Consider the following 20,016-nt stretch of genomic DNA (forward strand, 5'->3'; position numbering starts at 1 on the left):
AGCTTAATAAGACTACTTAAGCGGTAAATCTGCATATTTATGGTTATTAATTTTATTACAGCTTTACGGTTTTACTAATGCGCTGTGATTAATATGTTAATTTTTCTAAAAAGGGTATATTTATCCATTGATTACATTTGATTACAATCTGCATAACTTTGATTTCAGGTGTGTTTTAATTGCTTTATGTTGGTTCTATTTGCATGATTTTTAATTGTTTTTTTTTATTAACACTGCAACAAGTTATAACCTTTGTACCTCTTTTGGTTATTCTTTTTTGGTGTTGTATATATAATGATCTTTCATTAAGTTTTTGTTCAGTTAACTGAGCCTAAGTTGCCCCCCTGACTCACAATTCTTATAAAAAGTGAGCATTACCAATCAAGGTAAATTTCCAACAAGTAGGGTTTATTCATGAAAAAATCAACTCTTGGTTTAGCTGTAATCGCAGCAATCCCAATGTTCTCAAGTATGCAAGTAGTAGCGGCCGAAGATGGCGCAAACGCTATTGAAAAAATTCAAGTAACGGGTTCTCGCATTAAGCGCGCAGATATGGAAACCGCTAGCCCAGTTACTTTAATCGGTGCAGATGACATTGCTGCAACCGGCGCAGTTTCGGTTGATGCCGTATTACAAAAAATGACTGCTACTGGTGGTGCAATGACCAACCCAGGTATCAATAATGGTTCTGGTGGTAATGCTTCTATCGATTTACGTGGTTTAGGTTCACAACGTACACTAGTACTTGTAAATGGCCGCCGTATGATCAACTCAGGCACAGGTGCTGCCTCTACTGTTGATTTAAACACTATTCCTGTTTCAATGATCAAGCACATTGAAGTACTTAAAGATGGTGCATCTGCAGTATACGGTACTGATGCGGTAGCAGGTGTTGTAAACATCATCTTAAAAGATGACTTTGAAGGTTTAGACTTAAATGTTAAATCTGCAATCACTACAGAAGGTGATGCTGATGAAACGTCTTTCGATATCACTATGGGTGGTAGCTTTGGTCGTGGTAACGTTGTAATCGGTCTTCAGTACACTGACCGTGGTGACGCATCTCAAGCAGATCGTAGCTTCTCTGATTGTCCATTAACAGAAGATGGCGACGGCAGTGCACCTTACTGTTCTGGTTCTTCATACACGCCAAATGGCCACGTATGGTCAGGTGATGAATCACTACAAGGTCAAGCAGACAACGGTTGGCATGACTTTGGTTCTGATGATGCGTACAACTACTCATCAGACAGCTACCTATACACGCCTATGCGTCGTTTAAACCTTACAGGTATCGGTAGCTTCGATTTAACAGATGACACGCGTTTATACTCAGAATTTACATACTCTAAGCGTTGGTCAGAGCAACAAATGGCACCACAGCCAGTATGGTTTGACTTTGATTACACTGAAGAAATGGGCGATTCACTAACAAGCCACAATATTAACTACGGTGATGAAGTTTCTTACGGTCGTCGTATGACAGACACAGGTACTCGTGATTTCTCACAAGTTGTTGACACTGTGCGTACTGTAGTAGGTGCGGCAGGTTACCTTGACAGTGGCTACGATTGGGATGTGTCTGTAATTTTTGGTCGTAACGATTCAGTTGACCGTTTAAGCAACCTTCACAACATGGGCTCTATCCAAGATGCAATCGAAGCGGGTGACTTTAACCCACTTATGCAATCTTCTTGGTCTGCTGAGAACTTAAGCGATTACGTTTACACTGAGCAAAACTCAGGTGGTAGCCAATTACTAATGTTCACTGCATCATTAGCTGGTGAAGTAATGGAACTTCCTGCAGGTTACGTAGGGTTTGCTGCTGGTGTTGAGCGCCGTGAAGAAAAAGCATGGTACATCCCAGATTCAATCACATCACAAGGTCTTGCAAACGACCCACGTGTTGAGCCTACAAGCGGTCGTTTTGACGTAAACGAAGCGTACTTAGAGCTTGCAATTCCTTTAGTTAGCGATGCGTTCTTAGCGCAAAACGTTGAACTAAGCACTGCAATCCGTGCTTTCGATTACAGTACTTTTGGTTCTGACGAAACATGGAAACTTGGTTTAACTTGGCGTGTAAACGACGAAGTAATGCTACGTGGTGTTCGCTCTACAGCATTCCGTGCGCCTACAGTAGCTGAGCTATACTCAGGTAATTCACCTTCGTTTGAACAAGTTAGCTTCCCTGGTGCACAAGACCAAGCAGAAGTAACTGTTGGTGGTAATGACCAATTAACGCCAGAAGAAGCTGATACGCTAACTGCGGGTATTGTGTACGAGCCAGAGTGGTTTGAAGGTTTCTCAATGACGTTAGATTACTACGACATTGAAATTGAAAACGCAATTGCTACTGTTAACAACCAATACATTGTTGACTCTTGTTTAGCAACAGATGGTTCATTAGCTAACCAAAGTACTGCGTTATGTAGCTCTGCTGCGGTATCGTTTAACCAAAGCACTGGCCGTATTGCTTTTAATAACCAACTACAAAACGTAGGTTACGAGCAAACTAAAGGTTACGACTTAAACTTAAACTACACATTTGATGCAGCTGGTCTTGCGTGGAATACATCACTAGATGTTACTTACCTAGACGAGTACCTAGTAGATGTTGTTGAATCAAGCATTGATTACGCTGGTTTAATTACTTCTGGTATCGGTGGTTATGCAGATGTTAAAGCTAACTTTGAACTAACTGTGAAAGGCGACGCTTGGAACGCAAACTACAAAGCACGCTACATTGCAGGAATGGATAGCTACAGCTGTCAAGGTGATGAGTCATCATGTTATGCGCCTACAACGCCTTCAGTTGTATACCATGACATAAGCGGTGCTTACATCTTTAACGAGACTGTGTCAGTAACAGCAGGTGTTAACAACTTATTTGATAAGCAACCTCCTTACTACACAGGTAACAACGATTCTAACACTGACCCGTACACATACGATGTACTAGGTCGCCGTGTATTTGCTGGTGTAAACGTTAAGTTTTAATTAGCACATTAATCGTATTAAGGCTCAGTGTTTACTGGGCCTTTTTTATTGAACAAAATTAAGGAGACCAGTACACTTATACACTCAATAAAAGGAGAGTTGTTTGATAAAACAAGACGAAAATTTATCTTTTGTCATAGAACCAGAGTTATCCCCTCGCTCTGAGCAGCGTATCGACCTGTATTTTTCTATACCCAATGAAATGGGTATAAACGTGCAAACCCTCAGTGAAGAGTCTTATTTTAATAACCACTTTAAATCGCACTTAGCTTATAACGCTAAAAACATACACTTACCCTTAGTGCGTAGCCGCTTTGTTAGTAAAAACAAAGGTGAGCAACAAGATTACCGCCAAAACCTTAATTTGTACTGTTATCAGGTGCGTTTAGCGCTCGACGCTGATATTAAAGATGCATTAAAGATTCAAGAAGTGGATGCTTTTTATGCCCGTGCACAAGAGCTGTTTGAGCAAAGTGAAGGGCTGCTAAAAAAGCTGCGCAGATATACCCCCGATGATGAAAAGCTGGTGCCGTTTTACACCAATGCCGATAACTATTTAAGTTGGCATGTTGAGCAGTCGTTTTTAAAGCTATTAGATGAAGGCCCGCGCAGCAGTGACTTTGCGAAAGAGCGCAACGACTTACTGCAATTTTGTAAAAACGAAAATACATACCGGTTTGAGCAAAATTACAACTCAGAAACCACGTTGCAAGATGGTAACCGCATTACAAATAAAATGCGTTTACTGCAGCGCCTAATAGAGCACGGCGTTATTTTGCATCGCAATACGCGTTATTTAAATAGTTACCTAAAGCGTTTAGTAAAAGGCACGGTTACAGCTGTCATTATGGCATTTGTAATGGTGGTTATACTTAACGCACGCTCAACCTTTACCGAAGTGACCGCTACCCTTATTTTAATATTAGGGGTTATTTACGGCTTGCGAGAAATATTTAAAGAAGACATTACGCGGGTAATTTGGCGCGCTATTGTTCGCGGGCGTCCTAAATGGCGGTTTGTATTTAAAAACAGCATCACTAAAGACCGCGTTGCAAGTCAGTTTGTGTGGCTTGAGTATATGCGTTTTAAAAAAATCCCTAGTGAAGTAAAAACAATATTTTCAAAAAGGCGTCAGCAAAACAAGCTAGCCGCGCAGTGGCTGCATTTTGCCAGTGAAACACGTGTTTCTGCTAAAGAGTTTTTACCAGGTTACGATACTCTACAGCAAAGTATGCGCTTTAATTTGGCGCCCTTTGCACGGTATTTAAAACGCGGCGAGGGCAAGCTGTATCATTTAGATGGTAATAAAATATCAAAGCAAGCGGTTGAAAGGCGCTACCAGTTAAATTTGGTGATGGTACTAAAAGACGAGGAAAGAACTTTATACCAGCGTTACAAAATAACCCTCAATCGCAGTAAAATAGTTAATATTGAACTTATTTACTCTAAAAAATAGAAAATAAAAAAGGGGTAGCAACGGCTATCCCTTAGTGTCATGTAAATTTACCTAATTTAACGTAGTATTACTGTGTAATACCGTGCTTAGAATAAATAGTTACCTTGTCTGAAACGAGTGTTATTTCAATGTTTTTAGACTCATCACCCCATACACAATTAGTATGTAGGGTTTTTTCTACGCAGTTATCAGCAGAGCCTAAAATAGCTTCTACTTCGGCTTTATCCATGCCAACTTCAATTTTTTCGTAGTTTTCTAGGCTTACTTTTGAACAAGCTGCCAGGCTTAGCGTTGCTGCGATGATCAGGAGTTTTTTCATTGTTATGTCCTATTGATTTAGTGTTTATACTTTCGTATTTGTACAATCATGCCCATACGAGGATGATCAAAATAATGGATTTCACCACTAATTACACGTTTAAATTGTGAAAAGCGGGCCGATTCTATATCCCCATTAGGTAGTTTTTCGTTTACGTCAAAATCAGCGGTTATGTAAAGGTAGTGGCGTAAATGTATTTTAAATAAACCATCTAGCTCCCAATAGCTTAGGGGCTGCTCTGAGGTATCAAATAGCTGTGGCTTACTTTGTACTAAGCTAATAAAGTCGGGATTTGAATAATTAGGCGTAGTGTTAACGTCGCGTTTTATATGATCACCAGAAATTAAATGTACGCTTGGCGCACGCGATTTACTTGCCCCTTCAAAGCGCCAGCCAGTATGCAGTAGCGGGGCTAAACCTTTTCTGTCTAAAGCGCGGCGCTGGGCAGTAAATTGTAATTGCTCAGGTGCGAGTAAATAGGGCTCATCCATCGTATCTTGTGCCGGTGCTAATGGCGTAACGGGCAACTCGTCGTAACTTTTCATAAAGTCGATACTGTTATCACACACACCCGATTGTGGGTTGGCATTAACTAAAGAATCGGTAAACGAGCGTTTTTGAAAGCGACTATCGCCATCTATACATGCCTGCATAGCTTGCTCTGTGTATAAAGGAGTGAGTAACTCTAACGTATTTTTCGCCTTAATGGGCTCGTGCTTTAAGCTAAAGTCTTCTTGTAAATAGGGGGCAGGGCGCTGTTTAAATACCAGCACTTCTACTTCAAACCAACGTTCTGCAAATGCGGTGCTGCTAAATAAGCAACATAACACGATAAGCGATTTTTTTAGCAACATTAATGGCTAACCTTTTTTTCGAAATCTGCAATCATTGCAGTGACCATTTTTAAGCGTTCACGAGGGTTTACCTCATTAATCGCAAAGCGCAATTTATTTGCGCCATCCATTTTGTACACATGGGGTGCACTTTGTATCAAGCCTATGATGAAGCTAGGATTAACCTTCGTATTTTGGCTAAATTCAAAGTAGCCCCCTTTAGGGTTTGCCTCTATTTTTGTAATTCCTAAATCGCTAGCACGCATTTTTAGTTGCTGCATACTAAATAGGTTTTTAGTGGCATCAGGTAATAAACCAAAGCGGTCTATTAGCTCTACTTGTAATTCGTCCATATCGGCAAGGTTAGCACAACTTGCAATGCGCTTGTACATACCTAAACGCGCATTAACATCGTGTATGTAATCATCAGGTAGTAAGGCAGGGAGTTTTAAATCAACTTCAGTTTGCTGCTGAAGCAGGTTTTCAAGCGTTGGCTCTTTACCATTTTTAAGGGCATTAACCGCTTGCTCTAGCATTTCCATATACAAGCTAAAGCCAATAGTTTGCATTTGCCCTGATTGATCGTCGCCTAATAGCTCACCCGCACCACGTATTTCTAAATCATGTGTAGCAAGGGCAAAACCTGCGCCTAAATCTTCCAACGACTCAATTGCTTGTAAGCGTTTGGAGGCATCTTTAGAAAGTGCTTTAGCATCGCCGGTTAATAAATAAGCATACGCTTGGTGGTGGCTTCGCCCAACACGACCGCGTAATTGGTGTAATTGCGCAAGGCCAAGTTTATCGGCTCTGTCCATAATAATAGTATTAGCAGTAGGCACATCAATACCGGTTTCGATAATGGTGGTACATACCAGTACATTGTATTTTTGATGATAAAAGTCTGTCATTATTTGCTCAAGCTCTTGCTCGCGCATTTGCCCATGAGCAGAGGTGACACTAGCCTCTGGCACCCATTCGCTGATCTCTTGCGAGACTCGCTCAATAGTCTCAACATTGTTATGCAAAAAGTACACTTGGCCGCCGCGTTTAATTTCACGCAGTATGGCTTCGCGTATTAAGTCGCTGTCGCGTTGGCGTACAAAGGTTTTAACTGCTAAACGCTTAGCAGGTGGGGTGGCAATAATTGATAAATCACGCATGCCGCTCATCGCCATATTTAAAGTACGCGGAATAGGCGTTGCAGTAAGCGTTAATATATCTACATCAGCACGTAATGACTTTATTTTTTCTTTTTGGCGCACACCAAAGCGGTGCTCTTCATCAACAATGAGTAAACCTAAGTCGTTAAATTTAATATCTTGCTGAATTAACTTATGCGTTCCAATAACGATATCAAGTTTACCGTCGGCCATTTTTTCAAGCGTATCTTTTTGCTCTTTAGTTGAATTAAAGCGCGACAACACTCCCACTTCGATAGGGAAATCGGCAAAGCGGTCTTTAAAGTTTTCGTAATGTTGCTGAGCCAGCAGGGTGGTTGGTACTAACACGGCTACTTGTTTGTTATCGTTAACCGCTACAAACGCGGCACGCATAGCCACTTCTGTTTTACCAAAGCCTACATCACCACACACTAAACGGTCCATAGCAAGTCTTGATTGCATATCACCAAGTACGGCTTCAATAGCATTACGCTGATCGTCGGTTTCTTCAAATGGAAAGCTGTCGCTAAATTGGCGATAGCTTTGCCCATCGAGTGCAAATTTATTACCTGGTTTTGCTTGGCGCTGTGCGTAAATATCTAACAGCTCCGCGGCTACATCACGTACTTTTTCGGCGGCCCGTTTTTTGGCTTTCTCCCAGGCATCTGAGCCAAGTTTATGAAGCGGGGCGCTTGCTTCTTCACCGCCCGAATAACGGCTTAGCATATGCAGTGCCGATACCGGCACATACAGTTTTGCTTCACTGGCATAGGTAATGGTAACAAACTCAGTGATTACCCCTGCCGCGTCAATTGTTTGCAGGCCTTGATAGCGACCAACACCGTGATCAAGGTGCACAATTGGCTGGCCCTCTTTAAGCTCGGCTAAGTTGCGAATTAGCGCATCTTGGCTTGCTTCGTATTTATGTTTACGGCGCCTGCGTTGCGACACCTTAATACCTAACAGCTCTTGCTCGGTAATAATAGAAAGGCTAGGTTTTGTGCCCAGTACAACACTTTGCTCAAGAGGGCTTACAATTAAGCCAACATCACTTTGGCTTTGTGTAAATTGCTGTAAGCTTTCAAATTCTTTAAACTTTAAGCCGCTTGGCTTAAGCACGCTTAATAAAGACTCACGGCGACCATCAGACTCAACACTTAATAAAATACGGCTTTTTTTCTTTTTTTGTTCTGCCACATAGTTAATAAATGCGCCGTAGGGTTCGTGTTGTTTATGATCGATTCTTACTGCGGGCAGCTCGCTCACATTTAAGTTTTTATTGCCTGCTTTAGTGGGTAATTTAGCTTGCGATAAGCGTATTCGTGCAAATTCACCTAAATTAGAAAACAACTCATTAATAGGTTGATACAACTCGCTGGGCGCCAGTAGTGGACGCAGGGGATCTACTTTTCGGTTTTCGTAGCGTACGTTTACATCGTGCCAAAAGGTATCTGCGGCGTGTTCTAAATCACCTAGTTGCATAACCGTAGTGGTGTTTGGCAAGTAATCAAAAATGGTGGCAAGCTTTTCAAAAAACAGCGGCATGTAGTATTCAATACCGGCAGGCCAAGTACCTTTGCTTACTTGCATGTAAACAGAGTCTTGCTCTGAGCTGGCCCCAAATTTGTCGCGATAATTTATTCTAAAACGCTCAACGTCTGCTTCGTTGGTTGGAAATTCATGCGCGGGAAGTAACTCAATTTTCTCTACTTTTTCATCTGAGCGCTGGGTTTCTACGTCAAATAAACGAATAGAGTCGAGTTCATCGTCAAAAAAGTCGAGCCTAAATGGGTGCACACTGCCCATTGGGTACAAATCAACAATAGATCCACGAATTGCGTATTCGCCGTGCTCCATTACCTGTTGTACGTTTAAATACCCTGCTTGTTCTAAATTACTGCGCAGGTTATGGGTGTCGAGTTTATCGCCTACTTTAAAATTAAGGGTAGAGCCATAAATAAACGAAGCAGGCGCAGTACGTAGCATTAACGTAGATACAGGCACTATAAGTACGCTTTGCTGCTCGTTTTTTAAAGTGTTTAAAGTGGCTAAGCGCGCTGAAATAATATCTTGGTGCGGAGAAAAATGGTCATACGGCAAGGTTTCCCAATCAGGAAATACCATTACCGGGTTATCTGGCAATAAGTATTCGAGCTCGGTTTCAAGTCGCAATGCGCTTGGCGTATCTGGCGTAACAATAAGCACTAAATCGTTTTGCTGTTTTACACCTTCTGCAATGGCTATACTTAGTGCACTGCCAGTTAGCTGCCCCCATTGAATTTTATCTTTTTGAGATTTTACCCACGGCAAGGCTGCCCATTGCTCAAACGCCATTTAGTGCTCCATTTTTTAGTTGGCGTTTGCTCACAAACGCCATGCAGTTATTTAGTCTCGGTAAATTTTTGTTAAGTCTTGATAGTGATCAATTCTGCGGTCGCGTAAGTACGGCCATATACGTCTTACGTTTTCAGAGGCTTTTTGATCAAGTTCTACTACTAAAATTTGCTCATCAGTATTGTTCGCCTCTGAGAGCATTTCGCCTTGAGGGCCTGCAATAAACGAGTTACCCCAAAATTGTATACCTTCGCTTTGTCCGCTAGGGTCGTTTTCGTGCCCTACACGGTTACAGCTAATAACGGGTACGCCGTTCGCAACCGCATGCGCACGCTGGCTTATTACCCATGCGTCTTTTTGGCGTGTTTGCTCTGCGTTATCATCACGTGGGTCCCAGCCTATTGCTGTTGGGTAAATTAATACCTCTGCGCCAGCCATGGCCATTAAACGGGCCGCTTCAGGGAACCATTGATCCCAGCATACTAAAACACCTAATTTACCTACTGAGGTTTGAATTGGCTCAAAGCCTAAATCGCCTGGGGTAAAGTAAAATTTTTCGTAAAAGCCAGGGTCATCAGGAATGTGCATTTTACGGTATTTACCCGCAATGGTGCCGTCTTTTTCAAGTACCACCGCGGTATTGTGATAAAGCCCAGTGGCACGTTTTTCAAACAGTGAAGCCACAATAACGATGCCTAGCTCTTTAGCAAGCTCGCCCAGTGTATTTGTGCTTGGGCCCGGAATTGTTTCGGCTAAGTCAAATACATCCACATCTTCTGTTTGGCAAAAATACAGACTACGATGCAGCTCTTGTAATACCACAAGCTGTGCGCCTTGCTTAGCAGCATCACGAATGCCAGCAATCGTCTTTGCCATATTTTGGCAGGCGTTATCACTGCTAGTTTGTTGCACTAAGGCAACGGTTAATTTTGCAGGGCTTGTCATTGTGCTGCTCCAGCTAAAAATCCACGAGGTAATTGCATGGTAATGCAATGTAAACTACCAAATTGTTCAATAATAGGTAGGCAATTAACGCCAATAATAGTGTGCGCTGGGTATGCTTTTTGAACTTGCGCTAGCGCCAGTGCGTCGTTGTCATCGTTATACGTCGGGACTAAAACCGTATTATTGATAATCAAGTAGTTTGCGTACGTTGCAGGTAAACGGGTGTTGTCATCATCAAACACTGGTTTTGGCCACGGCAAATCAATTAACGTATATGGGGTATTATTTTGCGTTTTAAAGCTTTGCAGCTGCTTTTCCATCGCATCTAATGCGTTAAAGTGCTCATCTTCTTTAGCATCGCACTTAACATACACAAGTGTATTATTGGGGGCAAAACGTACCAGAGTGTCGATATGGCTGTCGGTATCGTCACCGGCTAAGTAGCCATGATCTACCCATAAAAAGTCAGTTGCGCCTAAATGTGTTGTTAAAATTGACTCAATATCGCCTGATGATAAATCGGGGTTGCGATTTTTATTCAGTAAACATTCGCTGGTTGTAAGCAACACACCGTGTTCGTTAATTTCAATGCCGCCACCTTCAAGTACCACATTCAGGGCTTGGTAATCAGTGTTTGGATTACTTAGCTGGTTTACCAGTACTGCGTTAATTTTATTATCGAGGGCACTTTCGAATTTATTACCCCAGCCATTAAAGATAAAGTCGTAAATTTTAAGTTGGCGAGCGTCGTTAATATTTGCGCAGGTAATAGGGCCGTGATCGCGTGCCCAGGTATCGTTTGTTGGTGTAACAACAAAGTGCACGTGGCTTAAGTTTATATTCGCTTTTGTTAGCAAGGCAGTAATGTGGCTTTTAAGCGCCGTGTTATGGGCAACAATAACAAGCTGCTGCACGGCTGTGATATGTGTTGCAAGCTCAACATAAACAGGCTCTACGCGTTCAAGCGTATCAGCCCAGTCGGTCTGTGTATGGGGCCAAGTAAGCATAACGGCGTCTTGCTCAGCCCATTCAGGTAAAAGTCTAAAGTTCATGAAGTTTTGATACAAATTACGGTGGCGCTAGTTTAGCATTTTACATGCATATGTCAGCTATTTATCGCCGCTAGAATCATCGTCAATTTGCTCGAGTTCTTGGCGTTTTTTTAGCTGGCGTGTTTGTGCATGTAAGCTGGCTCTGACAACTAATTCTTGGTCTGTGGTTCTTATTGCAGTAAACAGTAATGTGTATTGGTAGTGTTCGCTGTCTTGTTTTTCAACGGCCACAACTTCTGTATAACAGTAAACGGCTGAGGCTTCGTGGTGCAAAAATAGCTTTGTTCTAAATGCTTGGCCTATTGCGTATACATCAGGCGAAGTAAAGCGAATGCCGCCTCCGCCGTAGCTATCGCACTGGATGGCGTTATCTTGCGCTTGCTCTGATGCTAAAATGTGGCTCATTATTAAATCAATTTTACGCGACTGTGCTTGTAAAAAAGCCGCCAGCTCTTGTGCTAAATCGCCTAAGTTTCTAAGGGGTCTTAAAGAGGCCTGTTCAAGCTCACTGACTTCGTTAGCTAGCTTAAATAGAGGAGGTATGTCGTCTTCAAGCGCGAGTTGAGATTGCGGCACTAACTGATTTTCTACAGCAAATAAGTTTACTCGAATGCTTTCGTTTATTTGAAAGTATTCTTCAAATTCGCTTAATCTTTGACTGTTCATAATTATCTCCACTGCGTATTCATTAAATAGTAGCGTTGTGGGGAGTAAATTGCTAGCAGATAAAAATGCTAAATGGTTTGTTTATAAGCCAGTTTTTAAGAATGTTAATTAGGGTGTGTTGAACTTTGCGGATTGAAATTTGTTCAATCTAGGGGCGTTTAAATTGCGGCGCGAGGTTTGTAACCTAGTGGACATGATAACTGCTACTGCGTTTCGCCTATTTATGTAAAATAACTACACTTCATAGGCTCTGCCTTGCCTAAAAACCAACCACACTGCTGCAAATTCAACTATTAAAAATCAACACGCCCTAATAAAAAAGCGGCCAATGTCATCCTAACATCGGCCGCTTGGGTATTGATTAATTAGCGCTGGGAGTGCTTATTTAAGTAGAGCGGCTAATTCATGTAAATCTTTCACAACGTGGTCTGGTTTTTTTGCCAGTGGGTAAAGTGTTTTACCTGGGCGGGCGATAAAGGTTGTTTGTAACCCGGCTTCTTTAGCACCTGCTACATCCCAACCGTGCGCCGCTACCATCATTGCTTCATTTGCTTTTACATTTAATTTTGTTAACACCCACTCATAGGCACGTAAGTCTGGTTTATAAATTTTAATATCTTCAATGCTGTAACGCGCATCAAAGAACGACATTAATCCAGCGCTCTCAAACTGGGCTTTAACGCCTTTGTTTGAAGAATTTGTCAGACTTACTAACTTATAGCCCTGTGCTTTGAGTTTTGCCAGTCCTTCTTTCACATCTTTGTGAGGAGGTAGGGTTAAAAGCGGGGTGACAATGGCTGTTTTTGCTTGTTCATTAGTAATGGCTATGTTGTTATTTTTGGCAACCATGCGCAGCGATGCAACGCCAATTTGACCAAAATCGTGGTAATTACCACTTACAGTATCAACGAGTGAATGATGCAACATGGTCGAAAACCAAAGTGGTAATAAATCCTCACGCCCGCCAAGCGTTTTGCCTATAGAGGCGCGCATGGAGGTTAAATCTAACAAGGTTTCGTTTACATCAAAAATAAGTACTTTAGGTTTTACTTGCGCTTGTGGCTCCTCAGCCATAGCGTAGCCAGAGGCAAGGCTAGTACCAACAAGAAGTGATAGGGTAAGGGTTTTTAACGATTTTAAAATAGACATTAGTGTTGCTCCGATTCAAGGGCTGCCAATATATCAGTAGGCTCTGCGCGTAGGGTATAGTCTTCGTTTAAAAAGGCATACGTAATTATGCCTTTTTGGTTAATTACATAGGTTGCTGGTAAAGGTAATGTATAACTTTTATTGCCGTAGTACTTTTCAAAATCAATACCAAACTGGCTATAAAGCGCCACAATACGCTCATCTAAAGTAAACAGTAAACCAAATTGCTCGGCTACCTTGTTATTAATATCTGAAAGCACATCGAATTCAAGGGCATTTTTTTGTGCGCTAGATAACGTCTGGTCGGGTAATTGTGGTGATATCGCAACTAACTGCGCATTGTGCGTTTTAAATTCGGGTAAGTGATCATTAAGTGCTTTTAGCTCTAAATTACAATATGGACACCAGTTACCACGGTAAAAGCTAATTATTACCGGGCCATTATTTAATAAATCAGCGAGCTCAACTTGCTCAGCGCTATGATTGTTTAAGCTGAAATTGCTTACTTTAGCGCCTACCTGTAGCGCATTATCTTTTATATGCTGAGCAATGAGCTCTTCATTTGTCTGCGCCATAAGGGCTAATACATCGCCAGGTAGCTTCGCTTCTTTTTGCACGTTATAGGCATCAATCTGTGATTTTAAACTCATTATTAAATCTCGAATATAACTGTATGGCGATTATGGGTGTTTTAGTTATTTAAATATATATTGCAAAACTGAAAGCTTCATTCGAAAATATTAAATACTAAAAACTGCCTAGCCAAATGTATGTATAATTTAAGTGACCTAGAAACATTTATTGCCGTCGTAGAAAATAAAGGAGTGCTTGCAGCTGCGCGTGAGCAACGTTTGTCGCCGGCAACAGTAAGCCACAGGCTAAGCAAGCTCGAGCGCGAGCTTTCAACCGTGTTAGTGTTTAGAGACAGCAGACGAGTGAGGTTATCGCCCGCCGGTGAGCTATTTTATCATCGTGTAGGGGCTATTATAGAAGCCTTGCACGATGCAGAGCACAGCATTGGCGCACGAAGCTCTTCGGTGAGCGGGTTATTACGTGTGACTATGCCACCGTGGGTTTTTTCAAAGTATGTTATGCCTAAGTTGACCGAGTTTGAAACCCAATACCCGCAACTAAAGCTCGACTTTTTAATTACTGATCATTTTGTCAATGTGGTCGATGATGCACAAGATGTGGCAATTAGAGTAGGGCAATTAACCGATTCTGGCCTGCTTTCTCGCAAAATTGTCAACAACTCCCGTATTTTATGTGCAGCGCCAAGTTATATAAAAAAGCATGGTATGCCTTGTACACTAAGCGAACTGAGCACGCACTATTGGGTGTGTTTACCCTGGCAAAGGCAGTTAAAGCTGTATGATGAAAATAATAAAATACACACCTTTAATGCCAAAACGCGCTTTACTATTTCTAATTCCGATAACATGACGCAAGCAGCGCTTGCCGGACATGGCATAGCTATTAAATCTAAAATTGCGATTAACGATGAGCTAAGTGCCGGAAACTTAGTAGAGGTGATGCCCAATGTAATGGCCCAAAGCGACGCGCCGGTGTGGTTTTTACGGCCTCAAAATAGCTTAACAACCCGTAAAACCGAGGTGTTTTATGAGTTTATGAAGTCTTTATTTGCCAGCTATGAATAAGCGGTAATACCCGCGCTTAATAATGAATAAGGTTACAAAGCCAATAAACTCAGCAAAAATAGCAATAATAATGGCGCTAACTAGCGCTGCTATTATGGAGTCTTTTTTTAACACTATTTGCCCTTCAAAGCGTTGCCATACTTGCTTTTTAATGGTGAGAAAGTCGCTGGTTAAAGTAAATAAATAGGGCGATTGGTTAAAGTTATTAACTGCCGCTTGTAAAGAGTGCTGGCGATTATTGAGGCTTTTAATATGGGTAGCCCCTTTACCAACAATATCATCACCAATATTTTCATAGTGGGTAATTAACTTGTTTAAATCGTTGTTAAAGTAGTTTTGAGCATCTTTTTTAAACGGGGCTAATGCGTTATTCGCTTCAATTAAATGTGCATCTAAAGCGTGCCCAAAGTCGCTTACAAAGGCCGGTATTTGTACCCCTAATAGTAAACCTGCTGCAAAAAAACTGAGCCTTATGTAATCTAATAATTTACTCATTTGATCTCCTGTTTACTCAAAACCCACCTAAACAACGCTAAATTAACATTTGCGCTTGTTTTTATGCCAAAAACTCGTAATCTATCGGTAATAAAAATAACAATAGGCCTATGTTAAGGATGACTACCAAAGTAAATATGACATCAACGTTTGTTGATATCACTAAGCAGTTAAAACACTTTGTGTCGCGTATTGTACAGCCCGATGACGTAGAAGACATTGTGCAAGAAACCTTTATTAAAAGCTACGAAGCTGATTTAAAACAAGATATTCAGTTTAGACGCAGTTACATGCTTAAAACTGCAAAGCACTTAGCGCTTAATCATATAGCCAAGTGGGATAACAAGTTTAATGACTCGTTAGAGCACGACGCAGAATTACCCCCGCTGCTTAAATCCTCACAACTTGAGGATGAATACACCTCAAAAGAGCGTTTTTTACTTTTTTGCAGAGCAACGGATCAACTAAATTCTTCTATCCGTAAATGTTTTATATTTAAAAAAGTGTACGGTATGAGCCAAAAAGAAATCGCCCAGCACATGCAATTAAGTGAAAGCACAGTAGAAAAACACATTGCCAAAGGTTTATTACAAACCATGTTATACATGAAAGAACATGAACAAAATCATAACCAATCTGCGGCACATAATTCTGCTTGTAATTCGGCTCTATCAATTGAGAGGGCAGCAAAATGAGTAATGTTCATCAATTTACATCAAAAGATTTAATTTTAGAAAAAGCCTGCCAATGGATCAGCGCAATTGATAGGGGCTTAAGCGAAATTGAAAAAGAGCAATTTAAGCTGTGGATGATGCAAAGTACCGCCCATCAAGATGCCGTCTACGAACTTGCGCAGCTATGGGATGAATTGGCCGTATTAAACGAGTTAAGCAGTTTATTTCCGCATAGAAGTGTAAAACAGCCCCAGAAAAAAAGATGGGCGTTTTCTAGTGCCATTGCCGCGAGCTTATTTGCAGCATTAATGGTGTGTAGTTACTTATTAATTAACCTTGAAAACGGCTACAACGAAGAGCTGGCTAAAATAAATTACACCAAAATTTATACAACGAAGGTGGGCGAACAAGCCACGTATGTTTTACCCGACGGCACCATAGTGCAATTAAACACGAATAGCCTATTAGAGGTAGCTTATAGCAAAGGGCGTCGTCAGTTATTACTGAGTAAGGGTGAAGGGCGTTTTAATGTAGCAAAAGATGCATCGCGCCCATTTAGTGTGATGGCTGGCGATAAGAGCTTTACGGCACTTGGTACTGTATTTAATGTACAACGCAATACCTCTTCTGATTTAGAGCTGGTTGTAACCGAAGGTAAAGTGATGATCACCGACCCAAGTGTTGCGGTAAGTGCCAACGATTTTAAAGACTACCAACTGGCTGATAATAACGCTAAAAAAGTACGTAAAATCAATGCCAATATTGTTATCTCTGGTGAAAAAGCAATTATAGAGCAAAGCATTACTAAACCTATCACACAGCTTTCTGTGGATGATGTACAGCGTGATTTAGCGTGGCAAAATGGCATGTTAATTTTTAATGGTGAGCATTTAAGCGATGCATTAAATGAAGTGAGCCGCTACACCTCTACGCGTTTTGAGCTTTCAAGCGATGAGCTTGCCAATATAAAAGTGGCGGGTGTATTTAAAGCTGGCGATGTTGAGGGGCTACTTGAGAGTTTACAGACTAACTTTGCAATTGAGCATGAGCGTTTAGGTGAACATATGGTGAGCCTAACACAGCAAACTAAATCATAAGAAATGTTATGCATATCAAACAAATGTTAGGTGAAGTTGCATCTTTAAATGTTATTAGTAAAAAAAAGTTTAAAAAAAAGATAAAAAACTATAGAGGAATTTTGTTTGTCAGCTGTTTATATAAATTGCGCAGTAACCAAACGCATTTATTTAGTGGTTTAAGTGTACTTGCTCCGGCTATTTTTAGCTTGAGTGTGCAAGGGGCAACACAGACCACTGGGCAAATGGTGCAATTTGATATACAAGCGCAGCGAGCAGACAAAGCCTTAATAGAATTTGCTAAACAAACAGAGCAAACCGTGGTGTTTTCTTATGAGTTGGCAAAAAATTACCAAGCAAATTCGGTTTATGGTTTTTATACCCAATTAGATGCACTGCAAGCATTATTAAGTGGGACTGAGCTCGATGCGGTTGTTGAACAAAATGGTTTACTGAGTATAAAACTCAAACAAATCAATAGGAAAGATAACAACATGATGAAGCTTTCAGGGGTTAGTGCAGCTGTATTACCAGCATTGCTTGCAGCAAATTCACACGGTGTGAATGCAGCAGAGGATGTTGCACAAGAGAAAATAGAAAAAATTGCTATTGTAGGTAGCCGCGTAGCAGGGCGCTCAGTAGAAGATTTACCCGTACCCGTTGATATTTTAAGTGCTGAAGCACTTGAAAACACAGGCCAAACCGAAGTTGGCCGTATGTTGCAATCTATTGCACCTTCATTTAACTTTTCAAGCTCGTCAATCAGTGACGGCACTGATGCCTTACGACCTGCAACACTGCGTGGTTTAGGGCCTGACCAAACACTTGTGCTTATTAATGGTAAGCGCCGCCATCAGGCAAGTATTATTCATATCAATACCTCAGTAGGGCGTGGTACCGCAGGTACCGATATGAATGCTATTCCAGCCTCAGCTATTAAACGTATAGAAGTTTTACGAGACGGCGCAGCAGCACAATACGGCTCAGATGCAATTGCCGGTGTAATTAATATTGTACTAAAAGATGGCAGCGAAGGCGGCAAAGCAGCGGTTAATTACGGCCAATACTCAGAGGGTGATGGCGAAACAGTAAACGTTGATTTTAATAAAGGGTTTGCCCTAGGTGATAGCGGCTACTTAAATGCAACACTTAATTACCGCGACCGCTCGCCTACTAACCGCGCAGGTTTGCACGGCTCGTGTCAGTTTTATGGCTGTACAGAGCTTAGCGACGGTACTTTACTGGCAGGCGATCCGCGTGAATTGACCGCCGACAGAGACACTTTTCGTATTGGTGATGCCGACTCACAACAATTTGGCTTAACCGTTAATACAGGGTATGAGTTAGGTGATGGCGAGCTGTATGGCTTTATTACTTATTCAACGCGCGATAACGAATCAGCCGCGTTTTTCCGTCATAATGCAAATGCGGGCGGTAACCCTGTTTTGCAAGATAACGATGCAACTATCCCGCTAGGCTTTTTACCTAAAATTAATACCACAATTGATGATATTTCTTACAACTTTGGTTACAAAACCGACTTTGATAACGATGCAAGTTTAGATGTATCATACACCTACGGTGAAAACAGCATTGATTACACAACAAGTGACACAATCAATGCCTCGTACGCTAACTTTTTACGTTACGAGCAAGGTTTAAGTGCCGCTGATATTCGCAGTACTATTCCACGTGAAGCCTATGCCTATGGCATGGAGTTATCACTGCAAACTATTAATATAGATTTTACACAAAACTTTGATGACTACTCATTGGCTATGGGTGCAGAAATTCGTACCGATGAATACCGTATTTTAGAGGGCAGCGAATATGCTTATCGTGATTACGACACCCTTGATGGGGTAAGTATTTATAGTGGTTTAAGTGGCGGTGTAGGCTCTGAAGATGCCTCTGGCGGTACGCAAGGTTTTGGTGGTTCTTCGCCGGCATCATCGGTTGATGAGTCACGCGATGTAATTTCGTTTTACCTTGATGCAGAAACCTACCTAATTGAAGATGTCATTTTATCAGGCGCACTGCGTTATGATAATTACAAAGGCTTTGGCGACACGGTAAACTTTAAGCTTGCGGGTAACTGGGCAATTACTGATGATGTGTCACTGCGTGGTGCATTAAGCTCAGGCTTTAGAGCGCCATCAATGCAGCAATTGTATTTTAACAATATCAGCACGCAATTTGTTGTGGCTGAAGACGGCTCATTAGTTGCTGAAGAAGTAGGTACATTCAGAAACGATTCAACCCTTGCACAAAGTTTAGGTATTCCAAAACTTAAGGAAGAAAAATCGCAAAACCGCAGCTTAGGTATTGTCTACAACGTTACGGATAACATTAATGTTACTGTGGATTACTACTCAATTGATATTGACGACCGCATAGTAATTAGTAACCGTTTAGGTAAAGGGCTTTCTTCAAGCCTAGATGCTGCATTAATCAGCTCAGGCGCAGGTGCAGGGCAGTTTTTCTTAAATGGTGCAGATACCGAAACTTCGGGTATTGATTTTGTAGCTACTTGGAATACCGAGGGGTTAGGTGGCACGCTTGATTTTACTTTAGCAGCTAACTTTACTGAAACTGAGGTGGTATCGTTATTTACGCCATCGGGCTCAGGGCTTGAAACCGTACCTGTTGAAGATGTTTTCTCTGATCAAGAAATTTCAATTATTGAAGAGTGGCAACCAGAAGATCGCATCAACTTAAGTGCGCTTTACCAGCGTGGTGATTGGACTGTAAACCTTTCACTCAACCGCTTTGGTGAATACACAGTAGAAGATGGCGGACGCCAAACCTACGGTGCAGAAATTTTAACTGACGTTAAAGTTAATTACTTCGTTACTGAAGATTTATCTGTAAATATTGGTGCAAATAACTTATTTGACGTGTACCCAGATAAAAACACCATTGGTAACTCACGCTCGGGCACAATTGTAGATTCAAATGGCAATACGATTGTAAGCAGCGATGGGGTATTTGAATACTCTCGCCGTTCAGCGCCATTTGGCTTTAATGGTGCTTATTACTATGTAGGCGCAGAATACCGTTTTTAATAAATAACACTCCCTTATGTTATTTAAGTTCAAAGGGCCGTAAGGCCCTTTTTTTATAACTTACTAATTTTGAAGTATATTGATTTTTTACTAATGATTTATTGCTTTTTATTCTTGACACGGAGTACTAAAGGATT

The 20,016-nt window shown here is 41.4% G+C and carries 15 protein-coding genes; 6 read left to right on the forward strand and 9 right to left on the reverse strand.

The window, feature by feature from the left end; all coding sequences use genetic code 11:
• Positions 1-414 precede the first annotated feature (414 nt).
• Positions 415-2,997: a TonB-dependent receptor gene (locus PSH41_RS10205; protein ID WP_029774528.1), complete on the forward strand. Its 2,583-nt coding sequence runs from the start codon at positions 415-417 to the stop codon at positions 2,995-2,997.
• Between the two features lie 103 nt (positions 2,998-3,100).
• Positions 3,101-4,453: a hypothetical protein gene (locus PSH41_RS10210; RefSeq protein WP_024032591.1), complete on the forward strand. Its 1,353-nt coding sequence runs from the start codon at positions 3,101-3,103 to the stop codon at positions 4,451-4,453.
• A 67-nt stretch (positions 4,454-4,520) separates the two neighbouring features.
• Here the strand turns inward: PSH41_RS10210 and PSH41_RS10215 are convergent, their stop codons facing one another.
• The 8 genes from PSH41_RS10215 to PSH41_RS10250 form a co-directional block, all read right to left on the reverse strand.
• On the reverse strand, positions 4,521-4,772 hold the full coding sequence (locus tag PSH41_RS10215; protein ID WP_004588905.1) for a hypothetical protein: 252 nt from the start codon (positions 4,770-4,772) through the stop codon (positions 4,521-4,523).
• 17 nt (positions 4,773-4,789) lie between these two features.
• Entirely contained in the window at positions 4,790-5,626 is an 837-nt protein-coding gene (locus PSH41_RS10220; protein WP_064386480.1) for a peptidoglycan binding protein CsiV, read from the reverse strand.
• Entirely contained in the window at positions 5,626-9,099 is a 3,474-nt protein-coding gene (mfd, locus tag PSH41_RS10225; RefSeq protein ID WP_273589911.1) for a transcription-repair coupling factor, read from the reverse strand. Before mfd ends, PSH41_RS10220 begins: the two co-directional genes overlap by 1 nt.
• Before the next feature lie 51 nt (positions 9,100-9,150).
• The gene (locus tag PSH41_RS10230) at positions 9,151-10,044 is read right to left on the reverse strand and encodes a carbon-nitrogen hydrolase (protein WP_273589912.1); all 894 of its coding nucleotides are present in this window, start codon (positions 10,042-10,044) and stop codon (positions 9,151-9,153) included.
• On the reverse strand, positions 10,041-11,096 hold the full coding sequence (locus PSH41_RS10235) for an agmatine deiminase family protein (protein ID WP_273589913.1): 1,056 nt from the start codon (positions 11,094-11,096) through the stop codon (positions 10,041-10,043). The genes PSH41_RS10230 and PSH41_RS10235 overlap by 4 nt, the downstream gene beginning before the upstream one ends.
• A 57-nt stretch (positions 11,097-11,153) precedes the next feature.
• A complete protein-coding gene (locus PSH41_RS10240; RefSeq protein WP_054982349.1) occupies positions 11,154-11,762 on the reverse strand; it encodes a PilZ domain-containing protein in 609 nt (202 codons plus the stop codon).
• Between the two features lie 381 nt (positions 11,763-12,143).
• A complete protein-coding gene (locus PSH41_RS10245) occupies positions 12,144-12,911 on the reverse strand; it encodes a haloacid dehalogenase type II (protein ID WP_273589914.1) in 768 nt (255 codons plus the stop codon).
• Positions 12,911-13,561: a peroxiredoxin-like family protein gene (locus PSH41_RS10250; protein ID WP_273589915.1), complete on the reverse strand. Its 651-nt coding sequence runs from the start codon at positions 13,559-13,561 to the stop codon at positions 12,911-12,913. The genes PSH41_RS10245 and PSH41_RS10250 overlap by 1 nt, the downstream gene beginning before the upstream one ends.
• A 120-nt stretch (positions 13,562-13,681) precedes the next feature.
• Here PSH41_RS10250 and PSH41_RS10255 point away from each other — a divergent pair, with 120 nt between their 5' ends.
• Entirely contained in the window at positions 13,682-14,569 is an 888-nt protein-coding gene (locus PSH41_RS10255) for a LysR family transcriptional regulator (RefSeq protein WP_024032599.1), read from the forward strand.
• Here the strand turns inward: PSH41_RS10255 and PSH41_RS10260 are convergent.
• The gene (locus PSH41_RS10260; protein ID WP_264390911.1) at positions 14,549-15,064 is read right to left on the reverse strand and encodes a DUF2937 family protein; all 516 of its coding nucleotides are present in this window, start codon (positions 15,062-15,064) and stop codon (positions 14,549-14,551) included. The genes PSH41_RS10255 and PSH41_RS10260 overlap by 21 nt on opposite strands.
• A gap of 119 nt (positions 15,065-15,183) precedes the next feature.
• On the opposite strand from PSH41_RS10260, the gene PSH41_RS10265 reads away from it, so the two are divergent.
• From PSH41_RS10265 to PSH41_RS10275, 3 genes are read left to right on the forward strand one after another with little or no spacing between them, the layout of a single operon-like run.
• Complete coding sequence (locus PSH41_RS10265) at positions 15,184-15,759, forward strand: RNA polymerase sigma factor (RefSeq protein WP_264390910.1); 576 nt, start codon at positions 15,184-15,186, stop codon at positions 15,757-15,759.
• Positions 15,756-16,835: a FecR family protein gene (locus PSH41_RS10270; protein WP_004588916.1), complete on the forward strand. Its 1,080-nt coding sequence runs from the start codon at positions 15,756-15,758 to the stop codon at positions 16,833-16,835. Before PSH41_RS10265 ends, PSH41_RS10270 begins: the two co-directional genes overlap by 4 nt.
• An 8-nt stretch (positions 16,836-16,843) precedes the next feature.
• A complete protein-coding gene (locus PSH41_RS10275; RefSeq protein WP_248461319.1) occupies positions 16,844-19,879 on the forward strand; it encodes a TonB-dependent receptor plug domain-containing protein in 3,036 nt (1,011 codons plus the stop codon).
• The last annotated feature ends 137 nt before the right edge of the window (positions 19,880-20,016 follow it).

The sequence above is a fragment of the Pseudoalteromonas sp. CST2 genome, from assembly GCF_028599385.1.
GTDB lineage: Bacteria > Pseudomonadota > Gammaproteobacteria > Enterobacterales > Alteromonadaceae > Pseudoalteromonas > Pseudoalteromonas atlantica.

Excerpts from the sequence above, each read along its gene's own strand:
- PSH41_RS10205 (WP_029774528.1), top strand. The coding sequence starts at position 415 with ATGAAAAAATCAACTCTTGGTTTAGCTGTAATCGCAGCAATCCCAATG.
- PSH41_RS10215 (WP_004588905.1), bottom strand. The coding sequence starts at position 4,772 with ATGAAAAAACTCCTGATCATCGCAGCAACGCTAAGCCTGGCAGCTTGT.
- PSH41_RS10220 (WP_064386480.1), bottom strand. The coding sequence starts at position 5,626 with ATGTTGCTAAAAAAATCGCTTATCGTGTTATGTTGCTTATTTAGCAGC.
- mfd (WP_273589911.1), bottom strand. The coding sequence starts at position 9,099 with ATGGCGTTTGAGCAATGGGCAGCCTTGCCGTGGGTAAAATCTCAAAAA.
- PSH41_RS10230 (WP_273589912.1), bottom strand. The coding sequence starts at position 10,044 with ATGACAAGCCCTGCAAAATTAACCGTTGCCTTAGTGCAACAAACTAGC.
- PSH41_RS10235 (WP_273589913.1), bottom strand. The coding sequence starts at position 11,096 with ATGAACTTTAGACTTTTACCTGAATGGGCTGAGCAAGACGCCGTTATG.
- PSH41_RS10240 (WP_054982349.1), bottom strand. The coding sequence starts at position 11,762 with ATGAACAGTCAAAGATTAAGCGAATTTGAAGAATACTTTCAAATAAAC.
- PSH41_RS10245 (WP_273589914.1), bottom strand. The coding sequence starts at position 12,911 with ATGTCTATTTTAAAATCGTTAAAAACCCTTACCCTATCACTTCTTGTT.
- PSH41_RS10250 (WP_273589915.1), bottom strand. The coding sequence starts at position 13,561 with ATGAGTTTAAAATCACAGATTGATGCCTATAACGTGCAAAAAGAAGCG.
- PSH41_RS10255 (WP_024032599.1), top strand. The coding sequence starts at position 13,682 with ATGTATAATTTAAGTGACCTAGAAACATTTATTGCCGTCGTAGAAAAT.
- PSH41_RS10260 (WP_264390911.1), bottom strand. The coding sequence starts at position 15,064 with ATGAGTAAATTATTAGATTACATAAGGCTCAGTTTTTTTGCAGCAGGT.
- PSH41_RS10265 (WP_264390910.1), top strand. The coding sequence starts at position 15,184 with ATGACTACCAAAGTAAATATGACATCAACGTTTGTTGATATCACTAAG.
- PSH41_RS10270 (WP_004588916.1), top strand. The coding sequence starts at position 15,756 with ATGAGTAATGTTCATCAATTTACATCAAAAGATTTAATTTTAGAAAAA.
- PSH41_RS10275 (WP_248461319.1), top strand. The coding sequence starts at position 16,844 with ATGCATATCAAACAAATGTTAGGTGAAGTTGCATCTTTAAATGTTATT.